Origin of the sequence: Paenibacillus sp. A3, assembly GCF_001399685.1 — a bacterium.
In the GTDB taxonomy this organism is placed as follows: domain Bacteria; phylum Bacillota; class Bacilli; order Paenibacillales; family NBRC-103111; genus Paenibacillus_G.
On record NZ_JTHN01000220.1, the window covers coordinates 1 to 20,552 of the forward strand.

The following is a 20,552-nucleotide window of genomic DNA, read 5'->3' on the forward strand; positions in this document are numbered from 1 at the left end:
TACCGGGGCATCCAGGGGGTGGGCGCCGGGATCATCATGGCCACGGCTTTTACGGCCGTCGGTGACTTGTTCGCTCCCCGCGAGCGCGGGAAATGGTCGGGGATCATGATGTCCGTGTTCGGATTTGCAAGTGTTGTCGGTCCGGCGCTTGGCGGCTATATCGTCGATCATTTAGAGTGGCACTGGGTATTTTGGATTTTCCTGCCTCTCGGCATTGTCGCTTTCATCATGATTCTGACCATGTTCCCGAAGGTGGAGCGCAAGCCGTCGGAATCGATCGATTATTTCGGCTCGCTGTTTCTTACATTGACGATCGTGCCGATGCTGCTCGCGTTCTCGTGGGCCGGCACGAAGTATGCTTGGGCCTCGTCGCAAATTCTCGGTTTGTTCGCCTGTACGGTGGTGGCGCTGGTTATTTTCATTTGGGTGGAGAGCCGGGTGAAAAGTCCGGTGCTGCCGCTCTCGCTGTTCAAAAACGGGATTGTGACGATCTCGAACGTCATCGGGTTCATTATGAACGCCGGGATGATGGGAGCGCTCATGTATACGCCGTTCTTCGTCCAAGGCGTGATGGGGATTTCGCCGACCTATTCCGGTTATGTGACGATGCCGATGTCCATCGGGATGGTCGTGACCAGTGCGATCAGCGGGCAGTTGATTACGAAGACGGGCAAATACAAGCGGATCGCGATTCTCGGGATTATCATTATGGTCATCGGGATGATGATCATGCATTACATGAATACGATCTCGGTGACGGTGCTCAGCATGATCGTGTTCGGCTTCGGCCTTGGGCTGGGGATGCCGGTCTTTTCCTTGACCGTCCAGAACGCCGTATCGCCGAAGGATCTTGGCGTCGCTACGGCCTCCTCGCAGCTGTTCCGTAACCTGGGCGGCACGATCGGCATTGCCGTCATGGGGACGATCATGTCGACGGGCATGACAAACAAGCTGCAGGAAATCCTGGCCAGCGGGCGGGGCGTCGACTTGAGCCAGCTCGATCCGAAGGTGGCCGAGAAGCTCGCGGCGTTCCACAATCCGCAGATGCTGCTCGACCAGCCGAAGCTGGCGCAGATTCAGGCAGCCCTGCCGCCGGAGCTGCAGACGGTGTTCGGCCGGATGATCGACTCGCTCCGCGAGGCGCTTAGTTACTCGCTGGCAAATGTGTTTTTGGCGGGGGCTGTGCTGCTTATTGTCGCGCTTGTGCTGACGTTCTTCTTGAAGGAGATTCCGCTGCGCACCGGAAGCGGGGGCCCGGGGCCGAAGCCGCAGGAAGCGGCAGAAACGGACCGCGAACCGTCGCCCCGCCTCCGCGGGAAGCAGCCGGCGAACGGGTAAAACCATAAACGGGTTTGGACCATGCGTTTGGTCCGGGTCCGTTTTTTTTGGTTTAAACGAGCAGATATAAACGATTTCTATCGAATTCGATAAATACCATTACATCAGCTTCTGCGCTTTGATAAAGTCGACAAACGCTTTAATCAACGAAATATGCAAGGACTCCTTCCGGTAAATCATCCACGATTTTCGCAAAATCGGTTCCCCGTGCTTCGTTCTCAATTGAAGACGGTACATATCTTCGCTCTCATTCAATACGATATCCGGGATGATCGCATACCCGAATCCGCTCGATACCATCTCTTTGCACGTTTCCATATGGTCGACCTCCATGGCGATGGTCGGCGGCGCGGAATATGTCTCCTTCCACCAATTGGTTAATTTGAGCGTGTTTGTCTTTTTGCAGGCTGTTGCTGTTATGCGCGGCTGCGATCGCCGTATTCGGGGTGTCCACGCGGCATCGCGGGACGGAGGAAGCTTCATCCGCAACGGAGTTGAAAGCGAATACAGCCGATGTGATGTAGAAAGGAACGGGCTTGAGCCGCGGAAGCGGGTCTTGCCTGTTTTTTTGTTATATAATTTAAATCATCAGGTGCCTGCTACTCGTCTATTATTCCAGATCGTGAGGAGACATGTATGGGATATCAAAAAGGTGATTCGGCTTCAAAGGTTAGAGAAGTCGATTGGACTGAATTAGTAATTCACGAGCATCATGAGCTTTTAGCACAATCCAGTGAGATTTTTGAAAGCAGCGCTACTTTTACATTGGCGCATTCCTTTAAAATTGACTCTCCATGGGAGAAAAAATTAGATATAAGAGGCCAGGATGTTTACAAATATTACGAGAATCTCGAACATCGGGACATTATTCAAGGCCATTATGTTATAGACACCTTAACCAAAGGAAGCAAGGTTACATTCATTGCATTGCAGGGAAATACAGGGGCAAAATTAAGATTGCCTAACGACAGCGTCTGGTATGATGCGCTTGAAATTTCCTACGCTGACCATGGAGTGACAACTGTTCCGCTTGAAATAAAGTGGGATGTTAAAGGAGCTAATGAACTTACCCTATTTCCGTTAAGGCAAGACGAGAAGGATCTTTACTCCGGCGGAAATCTGGGAATTATTCGAATGTGTATTCTGAACGACAAATTTAATTTTACACAATTTATTAAAAAAATCGTTATCGATCAACAAAGTATAAAAAGCTCTCTATCGTTCATGCCCATCCCAAGTCTCACGGATAATGACGGAGACGAGCCAAAACTAAATATACAAGACGATATGGTTAAAGTTTCAAAGCCATATAACTCGATTACCTTACAAGAAATATCCTATGAAACGAAATTAGATGTTCTCGTGGTAGACGAAGGGGGCAAGGTGGAGATTCTCCAGACGGGAGTTTGGCTGCTTCCCAACAAGAAGACAAGAATCCCATTACCCGACAAGCTGCTTGAACAAATTCAAAACGATCTAAAGAGACATTTTGTCATGCTGCTTAATAATAGAGGTGAAGAACTGTTAACAGATATGAAGGCATTCGCTGATGAAGAAACTCAATTTCCTACTTCCTTCAGTCTAATCATTGAACTATACAAACTTACGGTTCCTGGGTCAGCGCGGTCTACAGGCGATGGTTGAAGAGCTGGCGCTCATTGATCCGGCCGAAGATCCTCGTCCCGCAAAGAGATCAGTCTCCCGGCGGTTGTCCACATTATTTTCACAAAATTGCTTCGGGCGCCATAATTTTTTATGATAAAAGAGGACTCCATTGGGTGGTCTAATCCAATACTTAATTGACGAGGGACCAGATTATGATCGATAAATTGAAAGCGGCCGGCGAATGGAAAGAGATGTTCCTGCCTTACAAATTTGCGATGGAGCAGCTGAGCACGACGATCCGGCATATTAACGAAGAGGCCATGCACGTCTACAACTACAACCCGATCGAGCATATCAAGACCCGGATCAAATCGCCCGAGAGCATCATTAACAAGCTGCAGCGCAAGGGGCTGCCGGTCAGCCTTGTCGCTGCGCGGGACCACTTGAACGATATTATCGGCGTGCGGATTATTTGCTCGTTTCTGAGCGACATTTACGATCTGTACGAAATTCTGAACAACCGGCACGATATGAAAATCATCGAATGCAAGGACTACATCCGCAATCCGAAGCCGAACGGCTATCAGAGCCTGCATCTGATCGTCGAAGTTCCGGTGCTGCTCTCCAAGGGCACGCAGCTGGTCAAGGCCGAAATCCAGCTGCGCACGCTGGGGATGGATTTTTGGGCCAGCCTGGAGCATAAAATTTTTTACAAATACAACAAGGACATTCCGGACCGCCTAAAACAGGAGCTGCTGTCCGCCGCGCATCTAACCGTCGAGCTGGATGCGAAAATGAAAGCGATCAGCGACGAAATCGGACACCTGGATTCGCCGTATGCGAGGATTCAGTAAATCGGCACGCAAACCGGGGCTGCACGGATGGAGAAAGACAGGACGCAAGGGTCTTGTCTTTCTTTCTTCACGTCAAAGAGAAAGCGCTTATTCGCTGCGCCAAAAGTTGCATTTTCTAAACATTTCCAGCATAATGGCAACTAATAATACCTATTAGGGAGGTAGCGGTCGCCTGATGAAAGCACTAAAAGAACTAGGAAACTGGATCGGCGCATTCGCCATGGCTTTTGTACTGTCCTTGGTCGTCGGCATCTTTGTTTTCCAGCCATTCAAGGTCGAAGGGCATTCCATGGAGCCTACTTTGCAGAACGATCAGCGGATCTACGTTTCGAAATTATCCCATACCTTTTCTTATTTGCCGGACTATGGCGATGTCGTCGTGATCGACAGTCGGGTTAACCGGGAACGGACGTTGACGGATAGCATCCTGGAGAATCCCTTGGTGCAATACTTTAGAGGGAACACGGACGAGCATATTTTTTATGTCAAAAGGGTCATCGGCAAACCGGGCGACGTCCTAGAGTTCAAGGAAAATCAAGTTTACCGGAATGGGGAAGCGCTGCAGGAGCCTTACATGAAAGAGGCGATGATTTTTAGCTCGGACCGGAAGTGGACGGTTCCCGACAAGCATGTTTTTGTAATGGGAGATAACCGGAACAACAGCAGCGACAGCCGCAACATCGGCTATATTCCTCTCGATCACGTGATGGGAATTATGAAGTTTCCGTAAGCAAAGGTAGAGACCCTTGCGATGACCATTGCGAATATGGAGCTTCATGGAAAATCGGCCTTGCTTATGCAGCTTATGCAGGGCCGATTTTTTGTCCGGCCGATCTCAAACGCGTCCTTCGAAGGCATAAAATGCCGGGGATGGACTGGTGACGGAGTTTAGTTTCAATTGCTCCATTAAGGCGGGCATGAGCTCCCTTGCGGTCTGAAGGTCGACCCAACGTATCTCCAAAATATCTTGATCCGGATCGTGGCTGCCCATCTCCCCGCCGATCACCTTGGCAAAAAAGGTCACGACCAAGGCATGGTGCCCCCGCTCCGTAAATAATACTTCTCTCAGCGAGCTCAATCCGGTAACGGCAATATCGTAACCGGTTTCTTCCTTCACCTCGCGCAGGACGGCTTGCTCCAGCGTTTCTCCTTCTTCTACCGCACCGCCCGGAAGGCTCCAATACGTGGAATCGCCTTTTGTATTGTGCACGATTAATAAATTCCCGTCATCATCGGTGATCACAGCGGATGCAACATTAACTGTTTTCAATCAAGCTCCTCCTATAAGCCGCGGCTTCGATAGCCTGCAAAGTATGCGCAGCCCGGAGCCCGCTCCAGCGGATAGCCGACTGCTCCTGCCGAAATGGGCCTATGCATGGGCGCACTTCGAATAGCTTAATGCTTAATCGCTCCGCTTGCAATAGTCCGGCACCGTTCAAGCTCAAGCGATCCCGCTAATTCCGGGCCGCGATCCGCGCCACATTCCCCAGCTTGGCGGTTAGCCGGTAAGTCCCCCGCAGCGGCTCATAGCCCAAGCTTCGATTGATCCGGAGAATGGGCGCGTTCATGGAATCGTTGTCCGTGCGGATATAGGCGGCGTTTCGCTCCTTGGCCAAGAGCATGGCTTTGATTTTCAAGCCTAGGGCAATTTTGCGTCCGCGGTAGGCCCGCTTCACTCCCGTATACTCGTGATACATCCCGTTGGTTTGCCGATTGTGAAGCACGTTGGTTACTCCGACATAGTTGTCGCCGTCCGCTGCAATGATCACTCGCTCCGGTGCGTAGCCTTCGGCCATAAGATACCATTTGCGCCATTCCTGAAAGTCGGGAACCTCTCCCGTGTACCCCGGAATGTCTACCAGCGTCTCCTTGTACAGCTCGTACAGCTTCCGCTCGCTCTCCTCGCCGGGCTCGTCCGCCAGCGTCAGGAACCGCAGACCTCCGCTCTCCAGCCGCTTGAGCGTTTCGGCCTCGCGCAGGCGCTCCGGGTCAACCCGATCCAGCTTCAGCACCGATTGAAAAGCGTGCCGTTCGACCGCAAACCCCCGGCGCTCGGCAAATTGCAGCGCATCCGGGTGATCGTCCCAGACCTCCGTGACGAGGGTTGTTGCCCCGAGAGCGGTTCCCCAATCAATGACATGCTCGAAAAGCAGCTGTCCGGCTCCTTGCCGGCGGTAGTCTCCGGCCACGATAAGCGTGTTATTGAGATGTCCCGGCTCCGTCCATGGCGCCCGCCAAGACCAGGCGTATCCGACAATGACATCCTGCTCCGTCACGGCAACGCGCCGGGTACGGTCATAGCCGGCCAGAAGCCCGTTTTCATCGAGATACGTATGGCCGACCTTATACAGCTTGGCATCGTCCTCCTCCAGCCTTTGGGCCGTGCAAGGCTCCGACCAGTAGGTATTCACCAGTGCCGCTAACGCTTCGTAATCATCCGGCAGCCGCAAGGGTCGCAGTTCAATGGACATTCCGTCACCTCATTTTTTTGGGCGTGAAATCTATCCGGATCGGCCTTTTTGATTTGAATACGGACGCCCCCTTTGATAAGATTACAACCAGACTTGAAGGCTTGCGCAAAGATAAGGGGAGACCTGCCCATGAAAATGTCCGGTACGAGACCGGTGTCATACTTGTATACCTACGCCTGTCACGAGGACGAGGCGGAGCTGTGTGCGCTGGAGCTGCGCACGCTGCTTGGCGCGGAAGCGCGGGACGGCTGGCTGGAGAGTCCGGCGGACGTCGATCCGAGCCGCAGCCCGTTCGTCAAGCAGCGCATTGATGTGCTGTGCGAGGCTGCAAGCCTGCAGGAGCTCGGGGAGCTGGCCGGGACGCTGGAGCTGGACGGCGGCTCGTTCAAGGTCGTCTTCGTCAAGGCCGGCTGCCATGCCGCGTATGAGGACCAGCGGGCCATGGAACGGGAGCTCGGCGCGCGCATCCGCGGCCGGGCCGACATGCGCCAGCCGGACTGGCTGCTGGGCTTCGCCTGCACCGGCGAAGAGCGCTGGGTGCTCGGCCCCTGCCGGCAGAACGAAGCGGTCTGGCTGAAGCACAGCCGGAAGCCGCATAATTATTCCACCGCCCTCAGCACGCGGGTCGCCCGGGCGTTAGCCAACCTGGCCGTGCCGCATCCTGCGGGCATCCGGGCGGTCGATCCATGCTGCGGCATCGGCACGGTGCTGATCGAGGCGCTCTCGATGGGGATCGACATCGTCGGCTCCGACATCAATCCGCTTGCGGTCCGCGGCGCCCGCGCGAATCTCGCTCACTTCGGGCTGCCGGACGTCGTGCGCGTGGCGGATATCGGGGACGTGAGCGGCCGGTACGATGCCGCCGTCCTCGACCTGCCGTACAACCTGTGCTCGGTCATTTCGCCGGAGGAGCAGCTTCGCCTGCTCGGGAACGTCCGGCGGCTGGCGGAGCGGGCCGTTATCGTGTCCACCGAACCGGTGGAGACGCTCGCCGGGCAGGCCGGGTTCGCCGTTCTGGACCGGTGCGTTGTGCGCAAAGGCTCGTTCTCCCGGCACATGATCATATGCCGTTAAGTGCGGACCCGCCCGGGGTCGGCGCTTTTTTCCTTCTGAACGGGAGGTTTCCCGGGTTTTTCCGGGAACCGGAATCGACGCCGTTTCGTATGTAGGAACAAGCGGATTGCAAATGGAAAAAGGTACGCGAAGACTCGAACGGGTTGGAGGAGCATCGATGTTAAACTATCTCAAAGGAATCCGGCAAGCTTGGCTCGATTACCCCGAGCCGGAGGGGCGTCTGTTGGCGGGTACCTACGAAATCGTCCGTTCGCTCGGCAGCGGCAGCTACGGGCTTGCTTACCGATGCTGCGATATTCGTACCGGCGAGCACGTGGTGGTCAAGCAGTCCAAGCCGAGCAAGGGGGAGCTGGCCGAGCGGCTGCTGGAGCGGGAGATGGAGCTGCTGAGCGGGCTGAAGCACCCGGGCATTCCCGGCTTTCGGGGCTCGTTCCGGCATAAAAACCGGCTCTGCATCGCGATCGATCTGATCGAAGGGCATACGATTGAGGACTTGCTGTTCGAGCAGGAACGGCCGTTCTCGGAGCTCGAAAGCCTGCGGTGGATCGCCAAGCTGATGGAGATTGTCAGCTTCGTTCATGCCCGGGGCATCGTCCATCTCGATGTCCGGATTCCTAACGTGATCCTCCGGGAGGAGCGGCTTTACTTGATCGATTTCGGGTTGGCCAAACGGATCGGCGAAGAAGCGGCGGAGCCGTATGCGGACGAGGAGCTCAGGAAGCGGAGAACGCCCGAGGTGCAGAGCGATCTGTACGCGGTAGGGCACCTGCTGTTGTTTCTGCTGTATTCTTCGTATCAAGAGCGCCCCGGGCAGCTGCCGGCCGACTGGCAGGAGGAGCTTGACGTCGCGGACGACGTCAAGCATATGATAAGGCGGCTCCTGCAAGTGGAGCCGCCTTATGCGGATACGGAAACGTTTCGATTGGAATTGGATAACACGCTGCAGAGGCTGCAAAATACGGCAGACGCTAATCAGGAGCTGGAGTGACGGCGGTTTTTGTTCTTATAATAGCCGTGGCCGTATCCGGAATGGTGCCGGTGGTCTGACGACGAGTAGCGCCGCGGCTGGACGAAGCGCTGCGAGCTGCTTCCGTGCCGGTAGTGACCCTGCTTGGAATGCGTGACGGAGTGAACGATTTTTTTCAGCAAATGTTTAAGCATCGCGAATTCCTCCCGTTTCGTGAATAGTAGGTAGTACGGACAAACGACAGGGAGGTTTCAAGACGGAGTAAGACGGCAGCGCCGCCGAGTCTACCGGTTCCTGTAATGGCTGGGGGCTAAGCCCTTCACCTTCTTGAACATGCGCGAAAACAACAGCTGGTCCTTGTAGCCGACCGAATAGGCAATCTGGCTGATCGACAGCGCGCCGTTGTTCATCAGCTCGCAAGCCTTGTCCATACGATACCGGAGAAGGAAGTGCTGCGGCGATACGCCAAGCGCTTCTTTGAACAGCCGGGACAAGTATTTCCGGCCAAGGCCGATCGACTGGGCCAGCTCCTCTATCGTAAAATTCCGCGAATAGTTCGTTTCGATAAATTCCAACGCTTGCTTTACATACCTATCCCGCATCGGAACAAAAGCTTCCGGCGGCATATCTTCTTCCTCATAAGCTTCGTCGGTCAGTACGGACAAAAAGTCATACAGCGCGCCCAGCAGCTTCATATCCCGGCTCGGGGATCTCCGGCCGGCCTCGAACATGCGCTGAAGGCAGCCTTCGATGACCTCCGGCCTGCGGCACTCGAAGACCGGCTGCTCCGGACTGAGGCGGGCCCGCTGCAAATAATGCTTCGCCTGCACCCCGTTAAAGGCCGCCCAGGAATACGTCCAAGGCTCATCGAGGTCGGCCTGATAGGACGATACCGTGTCCGGGGACACGAGAAAGCCGCAACCTGCCGACAGCTCGTACGTCTGCCAGGGAGTCCGGTACACGCCGCGTCCGCGATGGACGTAATGAATTTTATAATGATCCTTCAGACCGGGGCCCCAGGAATGTCCGGGCGCGCAGTCTTCCATCCCGCAGTAGTACAGCTTCAAGTCCATACCCGTCTCGTGCGGTCCGGGCCTGTGAACATACTTAAAGGCACACACGCTTGCCACCTCCGCTCCGTAATTTCGCTTCACCATGAAGAGGATTAAGTGACATTATACTATATTTTATCCAACATGCTGACATACGATTTTCCAGCGGCGCGCGCTACAATGAAACAAGCAGTGCAGGTTATTCAATCACATCACCTTCCTAAGGAGGAGTTGCGACTATGTCTTATTTACCGAGCGGCGACCGGTATGACACGATGAAATATAACCGGCTTGGAGCCAGCGGGCTGAAGCTGCCGGCCGTTTCCCTGGGCTTGTGGCACAACTTTGGCGGCGGCGACATCTATGAGAACGGCCGGGCTATGGTCCGGCGCGCCTTTGACCTGGGCATCACGCATTTCGATTTGGCGAACAACTACGGACCGCCTCCGGGATCGGCAGAGGAAACGTTCGGCAAAATACTTCATTCCGATCTCCGAAACTACCGCGACGAGCTAATCATTTCGACGAAAGCGGGCTACTATATGTGGCCGGGACCTTATGGCGAATGGGGCTCCCGCAAAAATATGATCGCGAGTCTCGACCAGAGCCTTAAGCGGATGAAGCTGGACTACGTCGACATTTATTACCATCACCGTCCGGACCCGAACACCCCGCTGGAGGAAACGATGGGCGCGCTCGACTACCTCGTGCGTCAAGGGAAAGCGCTGTATGTCGGCATCTCGAATTACCGCGCCGACCGGGCGGAGCAGGCGATCGCCATGCTGAAATCGCTTGGCACGCCGTGCGTCATTCATCAGCCGCGCTACTCCATGCTGGACCGCTGGGTCGAAGACGGCCTGCTCGATCTGCTGGAGCGGGAAGGCGTCGGCAGCATCGCGTATTCGCCGCTTTACAAAGGCATCCTGACCGATCGATATCTGAACGGAATTCCGGCAGATTCCCGCGCGGCCGGTTCGAGCGTCTTCCTCAAGCCGGAGGAGCTGACGGACGAAGTGATGGGCAAGGTGCGCAAGCTGAATGATATCGCCCGGGAGCGCGGCCAGAAGCTGTCGCAGATGGCGGTGTCGTGGGTGCTTCGCGGCGGCCGGGTGACCTCCGCTCTCATCGGGGCGAGCAAAGTAAGCCAGATCGAGGATGCCGTAGGCGCGGTAAGCAAACTCGAATTCAGCAGCGAAGAGCTGGAACGGATCGAAGCGGTGCTTGGCGGTAAATAGGCCTCAGAGGACAAAAGCCGTGCTTGACTCAGGAAGTGGAAGAGTCGAGCACGGCTTTTGTTGTGCGAATTACCTCTTTTCACCAGTAGACTCTCGTCCTATAATGGTTCTAAATGCCTATTCTTTGACGAATCTGGCCGCAGTTATTTTCGGATGGGAGAAGCTTTGAATCGATGCTGAGAAGAAACGCATTTCGCTGGGGGTTATTTCTGTTTTTCTTTCTAACCGAGTTCGCGCTCGGCTTCTATATCAGTTATGTCGTCGGATACATGCATTCGGACGCGCTCAGCCGGGTGGCTAACGCTTTCTATGTACTCTACAGCCGTGACCCTCATCTGGGGGCCATCGGGTTCGTATGGAATCCATTGCCGAGCCTCATGGAGTTGGCCGTTCTGGTGCTCTACCCGATCCTTCCGGAGCTGGCGTCTTACGGATTGGCCGGGGTGCTGGTCACCAATGTCTTCGCCGGACTTACGGCGCTGCTCTTGTATGATGCCGGGCGGCGCAACGGCTTGTCGTTCGGCATGAGCCTCGGACTCAGCCTGCTGTACTGCCTGAATCCGTTCGTTTTCCTGTTCGGGGCCAACGGGCTTAGCGACGCACCGTATATTTACTTTCTCATGTACACCGTGATCCGGTTCGGAGACTGGCTCAAAACGCGGCAAATCAGCCATCTGGTGCTTTCCGGCTTTGCGCTGGCCTTGGCGTTCTGGACGAGGTACGAAGCCGTCCCCTTCGGCGTGTCCTTGGGAGCCGCTCTGCTGATCGTCCTGCTGCTGATGCCGCCGGGCGAAGGGGAAAGGCCGCTGCCCTGGGCGGAGCGGGCCCGCAAGGTGGAGGCAACCGCGTTCATTTTGCTGCTGCCGGCGGTTTTCTCGGGGCTGCTCTGGATTTTTTTCAACTATATTATTATGGGCGACGCGCTTTACTTCCTGCACTCCGAATATTCCAATCAGGCGCAGTCCGATGCGCTGAAGGGGGACGAGAACTTCAGCCGGATCTTTAACAGCCCGCTACTGGCCCTTGGTTTCGTTGCCAAAAAAACCGCTTGGTTTTCCGTGCCGCTGGCGGCCGTATTGCTGATCCGTTCGTTTGCGGGACGGCTGCTGCGTTGGGAGACTTTGGTGCTGCTGTGCTTGTTCATGTCCATTCCGGGACTGCAATTCGCGCTGTTAATGAAGGAATCGTCCTTCGGCTGGTTCCGCTATTTCATGTACGTGTATCCGATTACGGTAGCCTGGATTCCTTACGAGCTCGGCCTGCTCCGGAAGCGCCGGGCCGCCTTCACGGTTGCGGCTGCCGGACTGCTGGCTACTTCCGCGCTGCTGTCGTATGCGGTCACCAACCCGCAAATTGCGCCTGACGAGAATACGTTTCTGACGATCAAGAGCGGGAACAAATATTACCAGAGCCAGATTCTGGACCGGTCTGTGGCGAAATGGCTGGACGAGCATATGGGGGATGCGACCATCCTGACCGACTCGGCCTCCGCGTTTACGATTCTGGTGAACAGCCGCAATACGAAGAAGTTTTTGATTACGAGCGATTATGACTTCAAGAAGGCCAAGAACGATCCGCCCGGCAACGGCGTCGATTATATTCTGATCCCGCGGCCGCTGCCGAACGCCGATAAAAGCGCCATTAATACGAAATACAAGGATTTGTACGAGAAGGGCAACGAATGGGCCGAGCTTTATCGTGATTTTGACAACGAGTGGAGGCTGTATAAAATAAAAAAATGGCAGCCAGAGGCCCCATAAGTGTTAACCTTTTGTAAATCTGGGTAATAAGAAAGAGCAGGCAAACTCTCCGGAGCGAGCCCTGCTCTTTTTTACCGATAACGGGGATAAAGTCCTGAGCCGCAAGGACCAATTTCTCCCTTTCATCTTAAATTCATTTTTCCTTAATATTTAACCTTTACAATATATTAAAAATGGATTCCGCAATTAAGAAGGATATGCGGGCTGATAGGAGTGTGAGAAGCGATGCGTCCCTTGGTCGCCCAAGGACAGCCAAAGTCATCACGGTCAAAGCTTGCCCGCATGGGATGGAACAGCTTAATCGTTGCCGCAATGATTGGAATTCCCCTGCTTCTGGTATTTGGCATGGAACTGATAGGACGGGGAACCGTACACGAGACCTGGACATGGCTAACCGCCAATTGGAAGCTGTTCGGATTGAATGCATTGATTGTGTTTCTGGTGTTTGCGTTGGTTTACTGTATCATCGGGTCGCTGGTGCTGTCTGCCGGCATTAGTGCCCTGGTGCTTTCTCTTGTATCGCTGATCAGTTATTTCAAGGTAAAGCTGATCGGCGAACCCTTCTTTCCATGGGATATTTTCCTGAACAAGGAAAGCATGAACATTCTGCCGCTGGTCACGACTCATACCGCCCTTGTGCGGATCGGGTTGGTCTTTGCCGTAGTAGCGGTAATCTTCCTGTTCCGCTTGTGGGTGCCACGGCTGGCGCTGCGTCCCGTAACCCGGGTAGTCCTGGGCGCGCTGTGCGTTTTTGCTCTGTACAGCTTTGGCGTGCGGGCTCCGTGGACCGGAACGCTGTTGGACCGGGCGGGAGTGAACGAGATCGTCTGGAACCAGCAGGAAAACTACGGAACGAACGGGCTATCCCTGGCGTTCACCATGAACGTAAAAAATACGATCGTACCGAAGCCGCCGGGCTACAGTGAGCCTACAATGGCAAATCTGGCCGAAAGCCTCAACGAAATGGTCGGCACGTCGACGGCGAACGCCGCAAGCGGGGTGAAGCCGAACGTCATTTTTATTATGAACGAAGCGTTCTGGGACCCGACCTTGCTGCCGAACGTCACCTTCAGCGAAGATCCGGTGCCTACGGTGCATCGGTTACAGCAGGAGAGCACGTCGGGCTATCTGCTATCACCGCAGTTCGGCGGCGGCACAAGCAATGTGGAATTTGAGGTGCTGACCGGGCAGTCCATGAGTTTTCTGCCGGCTGGATCGGTTCCTTATCAGCAGTACATCAGCAAGCCGATCCCGAGCATGGCCAGCTATTTCAAGGGCCAAGGCTATAAGAGCGCGGCCATCCATTCGTACGAAGGCTGGTTCTGGAACCGCGAAGCCGTCTACAAGCATATGGGCTTCGACAGCTTCCTGAGCAAGGACGGTTTCCAGAATCCCGAGTATCGCGGCGATTTCATCGCGGATGACGAGGTGTCCAAGAGCATCATCAAGGAAGTCGAGGCCAACGACAACCCGACGTTCATCTATGCGGTTACGATGCAGAATCACGGCCCTTACGACGATCATCGCTACGGCAGCGACAATCCCATTCAAGTTCAAGGCAGTCTTGACGATACGGCCCGCGATACGCTGCAAACGTACGTGCACGGCGCCCGCGATGCGGACCGGAGCCTGCAGCTGTTGATCGATCATTTCGAAAAGTCCGGCGAGCCGACGGTTGTCGTGTTCTATGGCGATCATCTGCCGATGCTTGGATATGATTACGACGTGTATGTGCAGTCCGGGTTCATTCCTACGGCCAAATCGGATCAATGGTCCCTCGAGGATCTAAAACGGATGCACAGCGTGCCTTTTGTGATGTGGTCCAACTTCGACATGGCGAAGGAGCAGGTGCCGGTGCTGAGCAATTCGTTCCTGAGCGCCTACGTGCTGGACCGGCTGCAGATGGAGAAGCCGGCCGCGCTGGCGTACAATGTCGAGCTGTCCAAGAAGACGCCGGGCCTGCTGCGCAATCTCGTCATTGATTCGGACGGGCAGATGTTTACGTCGGTCCCGGCTTCGGTCGCTGCCGATGTGGAGAAGTACCGGGAGCTTCAATATGATGAAATGTTCGGAAAGCAGTATCTCGCCAAATATACCGGAGCCCCTTCTAACGCCGGGGCAGCAGATCCGGAAGGCGGGGGAGCCGGGCCGAATGCCGAAGGGCATTAGCTACGCAGGACGCTGAATAACGGATTGCTCACAGCAATGAATTGACGGTTGGATCATGGTCCAGCCGTCTTTTTGCGCTTTTTTTGCTTTGGTGGGCAAATGACTGCCTTTCCGCGCATACAATATAGAATCAATGCCGAAAGCGGGTGGGTTCTTGTGACGACGCCGGCGATTAATATTTTTTATATCAAAATCAACAGCATCTCGAATAACGGCTCCTTTAGCATCGGAGATACGTTTCACCATGGCCATACGGTTCGTTCCAAAACGCAAGGAACCAACGCGTCCTTTGGGGACGAATCCCCGCCACGATCCGAAATGCGCAATATTTATATCGATCCCGATCTGAACGACCAAGGGGAGCTCACGCTCTCTTCCAAATGAAGCATGCGCTTTAGCTTTACCAGCGGGCTTGCAAGCAGAAGGAGGCGCCAAAGATGCCCAACATTATTAATGTTTTTAATATTAAGACGAACGGATTGTCCAAAAACGCGAACATTGATTTCGGTACGACGGTGCAAAACGGCCACACGGTCAACTTGAAAGTTGTCGGCGCCAATTTTGCCAACGGGGACTTATCTCCCGTTTCCTCGTTGATGATCAATGTCGGGGCGGACCCGGATCTTGTTGATCAAAATCAGAATTCGTTCGGCAGCCCGAGCTCTCCGGTGACGAATACCGTCTAACATCAGCGGTATGCGGGAGGAAGGGACAAGAGGGCTATATCGGAGCGGCGATACGGGACTTTTTCTGAATAGCAGTTTATGAGGCGGTCGGCCGTTGGGGGGCTTCGGGTTATGGACATGGATAAACTGAAGCAGTGGATGGAGCTGGCGCAAAAGCTCGAGAAAGGGGATTTTTGGAAGTCTGTATTCGAGGCAAAGGATGATGCGGCTTCCGAAGGCGCGGAGGGCAGTAAGCCAAGCCGGTATCCGGCGTACGATCTGTACGAGCGGGAGGAGGAGAACTGGGTCGTGCTGGAGCTCCCAGGGCTTTGCAAGGAGGACGTGGAGCTGACGCTGTCCGGCAACGAACTAACCGTGCGGGGGATTGCTAAGCCGCCGCTGGACAATGCCGTCCCGCTGCATAAGGAACGTTTTTACGGCCCGTTCGAGCGTACGATTCCGCTGCCGCAGCTGGGAGAGCAGTCTCCGGTCCATGCCCGCTTCGAGCGGGGGCTGCTCATTCTCAACTACGAAAGAATGCGGCGCAAAGACGAACATATCGAGATTGAATGATTGGATATTATTTCCTGAAAAAGTGGGGATACGATGAACAGGAAATCGCTTTTCGGGACAACGCCCAATGCCAACGCGCCCCCGCAGCAAGGCGGCAAGCACGAAGAAGCGCAGCGGCTCCGTCTACTGGAAGAACGGTTGAACCAGCTGATGGAGAAACTGGAGGACCAGCAGACCCAACCCGCCATCGTGATCCAATCGTTATCGATTGAAAAGGTGGTCGTCGAGCATATCGATCTGAACAACAACCTTGGACAATTGGGCATCCGGGAGCTGAGCGGCAAGCTGAACATCGGAGCGGCATATACATACGGCAAGGAAGCTGACGGGAGCGGGTCCGGCACAAGCCAGTCCGCAGCCGACGGGAAGCCCAAGCCGGAGGACAAACCTAAGGCGGGAGGGAATCCCGCAACGGAGAGTAAGCCCGCCTTTGACGGCAAATCTGCGGCAGATCACAAACCCGGGGGGGACGGCAATCCGGATCAGGAGAAGAAGTCTGCCTCCTCTTCCTTGGGAAGCGATCCGCACCATGGCGGCCCCCGCATCCGTTTTGGCAGCAGGACGTAGGACAAGCCCATGATGCGCCCCTTTTCCTTTGCAAAAGGAATATGCTACAATTTGCTCAACAACCTATGATGTTATTTTTCATGACATAGGAAAGCAGAGTAGCGGGGGGATGATTATGGACTTGCGTAAACTGCGTTTGGACGAACCGGTGGCCGGGACGTTCAGCGAAGAACGGGATGAATACGAGCGGGATTATGCGCGGCTCATCCAATCCCCGGCTTTTCGGCGGCTGCAGGGCAAATCGCAGGTATTCGGCGCCGGGTCCGGCGACTACTACCGGACAAGACTGACGCATTCGATCGAGGTGTCGCAAATTGCCCGTGAGACGGCGCGGCGGCTTGGGGAGCATTACGAGTTTTTGCGGCGGAAGGAGCATCCCGGCTTGATGATGGATCCGGCTGTCGTGGAATGCGCTGCGCTCGCGCATGATCTCGGACATCCGCCGTTCGGGCACAAAGGGGAAGAAGTGCTGGACCGGCTGCTTGCCGAAGAGCACGGCTTGGCTTATGAGGGCAACGCGCAAAATTTTCGCCTGCTGATGTTTCTGGAGAAGCGCGCCGGCAGCGGCAGCGGCTTGGATTTGACGGCGGCGGTGCTGCTCGGGATTAATAAATACCCGTATAATTTGGATACGCCCGGACGGATTAAGGGTGTGTATCCGATGGAATGGGAAGGCATCAGCTACCTTCGCGACAAATGGAACATGCCGGCCGGCTGCTCGACGCTGGAGGCGCAGCTGATGGATTTGAGCGACGATATCGCCTATTCGACGCACGATATCGAGGACGGCATCCGCGCCGGCAAAATTCAGATGAACCGGACCTTTTTCGAGGACGACCGGCTCGCTATGCATCTGGTGGAAGAGATCGAGGGCGATCAGGGGAACCTGGAGGTCGGCTGGGACCAGGTCGATATCAAGGCGATGGTCAAGCACGTGCTGGCTTCGTATCTGGAGCAGTGGGAGGAAATCTACGCCGAGTGCGATAACGAGGCCTCGCGGACCCGGAGAGAGATGAAAGCCCGCTGGGTGAGCGCCTTTGCCGGGCGAGTCGGCATTATCGACGATCCGAAGAAAGGCTGGAAGCGGGTCACGTTCGTTCGCGACGGACAGCAGGATTTGGAGCTGCTGCGGACGATGGAAATTTTGAAAAAGCTCGCTTGGGTGACGCTGATCAAAGATTTCCGCGTGCAGCGGCTTCAGAAGCGCAGCGAAATTATGATCCGGCGGCTGTGGGACAGCTTCAAGGTGCCTGAGGAAGGGCGCCTGATCATTCCGGCCGATTGGATCGAAAATTACGAGCGGCATAAAAACCGCTGGACGTGGCCGCGTTTCGTGGCCGACTATCTCTCCGGCATGACGGACGCCTATGCGGAGAAGGTATACGCCGAACTGTTCGCAAGCAAATCCGGCTCGATCTACGAGATGGATTAAGGCTTTTGGGGTCTGATCCTTGCCCTCCCCGGCATATACTGGGAGCGAGCGCTAGTATCGCATCTCTGACGAGGAGGTGACCGGTCCCCATGATCGTTATTGCGGACGGCCAGACGTCGGTCGATATATCCGCCTGGGAACCGCCCGAGAGGGACATCTACGAGGAAAAACACAGGAGCCCCACGACGTACCAATATGATTCGGAAGGAGCGCTGCGCTTCGAGCTCAGGCTGCGGACGGCGATTGTCCAAGCGGCCAGAGATATGCAGAACAGCGCGGCGTCGTTCGCTTCCTTCAAGAAATCGCGCTGCAACGCAGCCTATTGGACCCGTACCGAGGATGGCGGATTTAAGATGAGGCGGGACGTACAGCCCGCCGCAGCGATCCGCGATATTTTCTCGAACGGCCGGGCCTATGCGTTCGAATGCGCTACCGCCATCATTATCGTGCTGTACAAAGCGGTGCTGGAGACGATCGGAGACCAGAAGTTCAACCGGCTGTTCTTCGACCTGTATTTGTATTCGTGGGAGGTCGACAGCGATCTGCGGCTGATTACGATTGCCGAGAAAATGCCGACATATTCGGGCGATATCCTGTATTTCAAAAATCCCGACGTCGACCCGGAATGGATGGAGTGGCAGGGGGAAAACGTAGTGAAGCTCGGGCACGACAACTATTTCGGCCATGGGATCGGCATTATGAATGCAGCCGGTATCATTGCCAAGCTCAATAAGCATCGCAAGCCCGGCGCCACAAAGTCCGCTCACATGATCGATCAGGTGACGTACCCGAATTTCGTTTATTTGTACGAGGCGGCGTCTTCCCGCGTTCCGATTTCCCAAGCGGCGCTCGCTTGGCTGCCGCCCGAAGCCCGCGGCCGGATTGTCGTCAAAATCGGCGGAAGGACCAACATTTACGCTTGAGACACGATTATAAGGGATCTTTCGATACGCGAAATCGCGCACGAGAGATCCCTTTTTTATTGCGAGAGGTTATTGTAAGCTATTTGCGATTCGCAGCAGATCGTCTTGAGATACTTTCAGCGAAGGGGTCGTCACTTGGTACAGGATCGTGCTGGCATCTTGCGTCTCCAGCCAAGCCAAGCTTTGTATCGCGCCCGTTTCGCTGAGGATATGGTTGCGGTTCAACGTATAGTAGCCGTCCTTGTTCGAAACGGAAACCTTATCCGCGGTTGTCGATTCGCCGGTTATGGTGCGGATGTCGGTCATCGCATCGTCTCCGGAGAACACTTGGTAACGCACCTCGATTTGCTCCCCGTCACCATTGGCATAGACCAGCCCGGGCGAATCCATCGGAGAGACGGCTTCACCTGCCGAAGGCGCCTTTTGCCAGACGATGGTTTGGTCCGCTGCCCCGGCTTTTTTTCGAAGCAAGCTATGATACTGCTCATAGGCCGCAGCGTCGATGCCGCCGACGGGAGATCCCAGCTCCGCCCGGACGAAGGCGAATCCGGCCGGCAGCGCCGTCGGCGTCTTGAACGGGGCAAAGCGCTTCTTCGTCTCCGTTTTCCATGCGTCGATGTCCGAATAGGCGGCGGGGGAGGTAATTTTCAGCAGGGCCGGCAGCTTCCGCTTCTCAAGCTCCGCGCTGTATACGTAAGCGGATTCGCCCGAAGCGAGCTGGCTGCGGATGTCGAGCACCGATTGCGTTAACTCGGCGGATAAGCTTGCGGGCAGGCTGGCTGCGGCTTGCTGAGTCACCTCTACGCGAACCTTATCCGACTGCATCGTATAGAGCAGGCTGGAAGCATAGGCGATGCCGGAAAACAGAAAGATGCACGCGGCGATAAGAGCTGCCCGGGTCGCGTATTTACGTTTGGCGGGTCTGAGGGACGGAGCCTTCACGCGGGTATGCTTCCGAATTAACGCTCCGATTCGCTCGTCGAGCTGCGATGGGGCGTGAAGGGTTCCGGCAAATTGCTGAAGCTCGGTTTTTAATTGATTTTCGATGGACATGGGGCAAGCCCTCCTTCGTTCGTTTCGATTAAATGGCCTGCTTGCTTGCGCAGTTTGGCCATTGCGGCGTGGTGCCTGGACTTGACCGTCCCGGACGGGATGCCCAGCAGTTCCGCAATTTCGTCAAAGGTATACTCCTGATAATAGCGAAGCACGACGACGCTCCGGAGCTTGTAGGGCAGCTTATGGACAAGAGCGATCAGTTCATGCTGATGCTCATGCTGCAGGAACAGCTCCTCCGTATCCGGGGCCCAATCTTTCGTTTCCAGCAGTTTGCTGCGCTCGTGCAGCCTGAATTTCCGCCACAGTCTTCGGTTCCAGTTGCGGGTTTGGCGGATCACGAGGCCGGTAAGCCAGGAACGGAACGGCTTGCGTCCGTCGTATTTTGCGAGCGACCTGAATAATTCGGCATACACCTCGCTGACCACGTCGCACGCGTCCTGTTTGTTGCCGATGAGAAGCGTGACCGTGCGGTACACCTGGTCTTTACTTTGTTCGTAAATCATTTGAAACGCTTTTTCGTCTCCATGGTTCGCTTGCTTGATCCAATGCTGCCATTCGGAGTCTGTCATAGGCGGCCGGCCCCCCTATCGTTGTTTTTTCACTCTATATTGGTCCCAAGCTTCGAATTCGTTCGTTTTTAGTTAAAAAAGTTTCGTCGCCGCACGCAAAAAATAACCCCGGCAATCAAGCACCGGAGAGCTTGTTGAGAAACCCGCTTCGCGTAGAAATTCTCTGAATACGCCGGCGGGGTATATCCCTCCAGCCGCTCTTGAAACCCGTGAATCTGATTAGAATTTGCGGTATTTTCACG

General features: G+C 55.2%; 22 protein-coding genes. 15 read left to right on the plus strand and 7 right to left on the minus strand.

The genetic code is table 11. From position 1 onward, the window contains the following. A partial coding sequence (locus QJ48_RS28925) for an MFS transporter (RefSeq protein WP_054976841.1) occupies positions 1-1,338 on the plus strand: 1,338 nt, incomplete at its 5' end. A gap of 99 nt (positions 1,339-1,437) precedes the next feature. Here the strand turns inward: QJ48_RS28925 and QJ48_RS39295 are convergent. Next, entirely contained in the window at positions 1,438-1,821 is a 384-nt protein-coding gene (locus QJ48_RS39295; protein ID WP_272948164.1) for a substrate-binding domain-containing protein, read from the minus strand. Positions 1,822-1,974: 153 nt separating this feature from the next. On the opposite strand from QJ48_RS39295, the gene QJ48_RS28935 reads away from it, so the two are divergent. The 3 genes from QJ48_RS28935 to lepB all read left to right on the plus strand — a co-directional run bounded on the left by QJ48_RS28935 (position 1,975) and on the right by lepB (position 4,527). Continuing rightward, positions 1,975-2,982, plus strand: a complete 1,008-nt coding sequence (locus QJ48_RS28935) for a hypothetical protein (protein ID WP_054976843.1) — start codon at positions 1,975-1,977, stop codon at positions 2,980-2,982. 173 nt (positions 2,983-3,155) lie between these two features. Then, positions 3,156-3,797, plus strand: a complete 642-nt coding sequence (locus QJ48_RS28940; protein WP_054976844.1) for a GTP pyrophosphokinase family protein — start codon at positions 3,156-3,158, stop codon at positions 3,795-3,797. A gap of 175 nt (positions 3,798-3,972) precedes the next feature. Beyond that, positions 3,973-4,527: a signal peptidase I gene (lepB, locus tag QJ48_RS28945; RefSeq protein WP_054976845.1), complete on the plus strand. Its 555-nt coding sequence runs from the start codon at positions 3,973-3,975 to the stop codon at positions 4,525-4,527. A 105-nt stretch (positions 4,528-4,632) separates the two neighbouring features. On the opposite strand, the gene QJ48_RS28950 is transcribed toward lepB, so the two are convergent. Beyond that, complete coding sequence (locus QJ48_RS28950; RefSeq protein WP_054976846.1) at positions 4,633-5,067, minus strand: NUDIX hydrolase; 435 nt, start codon at positions 5,065-5,067, stop codon at positions 4,633-4,635. A 184-nt stretch (positions 5,068-5,251) separates the two neighbouring features. Beyond that, complete coding sequence (locus QJ48_RS28955; RefSeq protein WP_054976847.1) at positions 5,252-6,268, minus strand: GNAT family N-acetyltransferase; 1,017 nt, start codon at positions 6,266-6,268, stop codon at positions 5,252-5,254. Between the two features lie 129 nt (positions 6,269-6,397). Between QJ48_RS28955 and QJ48_RS28960 the strand changes: the two genes are divergently transcribed. After that, entirely contained in the window at positions 6,398-7,342 is a 945-nt protein-coding gene (locus tag QJ48_RS28960; protein ID WP_054976848.1) for a TRM11 family methyltransferase, read from the plus strand. 157 nt (positions 7,343-7,499) lie between these two features. Continuing rightward, on the plus strand, positions 7,500-8,330 hold the full coding sequence (locus QJ48_RS28965; protein ID WP_054976849.1) for a protein kinase domain-containing protein: 831 nt from the start codon (positions 7,500-7,502) through the stop codon (positions 8,328-8,330). Here the strand turns inward: QJ48_RS28965 and QJ48_RS28970 are convergent. Continuing rightward, positions 8,315-8,503: a hypothetical protein gene (locus QJ48_RS28970; protein WP_054976850.1), complete on the minus strand. Its 189-nt coding sequence runs from the start codon at positions 8,501-8,503 to the stop codon at positions 8,315-8,317. The two genes, QJ48_RS28965 and QJ48_RS28970, sit on opposite strands and share 16 nt — an antisense overlap. A 90-nt stretch (positions 8,504-8,593) precedes the next feature. Then, complete coding sequence (locus QJ48_RS28975; protein ID WP_237763101.1) at positions 8,594-9,430, minus strand: AraC family transcriptional regulator; 837 nt, start codon at positions 9,428-9,430, stop codon at positions 8,594-8,596. A 170-nt stretch (positions 9,431-9,600) separates the two neighbouring features. On the opposite strand from QJ48_RS28975, the gene QJ48_RS28980 reads away from it, so the two are divergent. The 9 genes from QJ48_RS28980 (at position 9,601) to QJ48_RS29020 (ending at position 18,685) form a co-directional block, all read left to right on the plus strand. Then, positions 9,601-10,596, plus strand: a complete 996-nt coding sequence (locus QJ48_RS28980; protein ID WP_054976852.1) for an aldo/keto reductase — start codon at positions 9,601-9,603, stop codon at positions 10,594-10,596. Positions 10,597-10,769: 173 nt separating this feature from the next. Continuing rightward, the gene (locus tag QJ48_RS28985; protein WP_054976853.1) at positions 10,770-12,356 is read left to right on the plus strand and encodes a glycosyltransferase family 39 protein; all 1,587 of its coding nucleotides are present in this window, start codon (positions 10,770-10,772) and stop codon (positions 12,354-12,356) included. 225 nt (positions 12,357-12,581) lie between these two features. After that, complete coding sequence (locus tag QJ48_RS28990) at positions 12,582-14,525, plus strand: LTA synthase family protein (RefSeq protein WP_054976854.1); 1,944 nt, start codon at positions 12,582-12,584, stop codon at positions 14,523-14,525. A gap of 156 nt (positions 14,526-14,681) precedes the next feature. Beyond that, entirely contained in the window at positions 14,682-14,909 is a 228-nt protein-coding gene (locus QJ48_RS28995) for a spore germination protein (RefSeq protein ID WP_054976862.1), read from the plus strand. 53 nt (positions 14,910-14,962) lie between these two features. Further along, the gene (locus tag QJ48_RS29000) at positions 14,963-15,211 is read left to right on the plus strand and encodes a spore germination protein (protein ID WP_054976855.1); all 249 of its coding nucleotides are present in this window, start codon (positions 14,963-14,965) and stop codon (positions 15,209-15,211) included. Positions 15,212-15,322: 111 nt separating this feature from the next. Beyond that, on the plus strand, positions 15,323-15,763 hold the full coding sequence (locus QJ48_RS29005) for an Hsp20/alpha crystallin family protein (protein WP_054976856.1): 441 nt from the start codon (positions 15,323-15,325) through the stop codon (positions 15,761-15,763). Between the two features lie 33 nt (positions 15,764-15,796). Beyond that, positions 15,797-16,330: a hypothetical protein gene (locus tag QJ48_RS29010; protein ID WP_054976857.1), complete on the plus strand. Its 534-nt coding sequence runs from the start codon at positions 15,797-15,799 to the stop codon at positions 16,328-16,330. Between the two features lie 115 nt (positions 16,331-16,445). After that, positions 16,446-17,762 carry a deoxyguanosinetriphosphate triphosphohydrolase family protein gene (locus QJ48_RS29015; protein ID WP_054976858.1) on the plus strand — a complete coding sequence of 439 codons (1,317 nt, stop codon included), beginning with the start codon at positions 16,446-16,448 and terminating at the stop codon, positions 17,760-17,762. A gap of 89 nt (positions 17,763-17,851) precedes the next feature. Beyond that, positions 17,852-18,685, plus strand: coding sequence for a protein-glutamine gamma-glutamyltransferase (locus tag QJ48_RS29020; protein WP_054976859.1), 834 nt, complete (start codon positions 17,852-17,854; stop codon positions 18,683-18,685). Between the two features lie 69 nt (positions 18,686-18,754). On the opposite strand, the gene QJ48_RS29025 is transcribed toward QJ48_RS29020, so the two are convergent. Further along, positions 18,755-19,738 carry a hypothetical protein gene (locus QJ48_RS29025; protein ID WP_054976860.1) on the minus strand — a complete coding sequence of 328 codons (984 nt, stop codon included), beginning with the start codon at positions 19,736-19,738 and terminating at the stop codon, positions 18,755-18,757. Beyond that, a complete protein-coding gene (locus QJ48_RS29030) occupies positions 19,717-20,310 on the minus strand; it encodes a sigma-70 family RNA polymerase sigma factor (RefSeq protein ID WP_054976861.1) in 594 nt (197 codons plus the stop codon). The genes QJ48_RS29025 and QJ48_RS29030 overlap by 22 nt, the downstream gene beginning before the upstream one ends. Positions 20,311-20,552 lie beyond the last annotated feature (242 nt).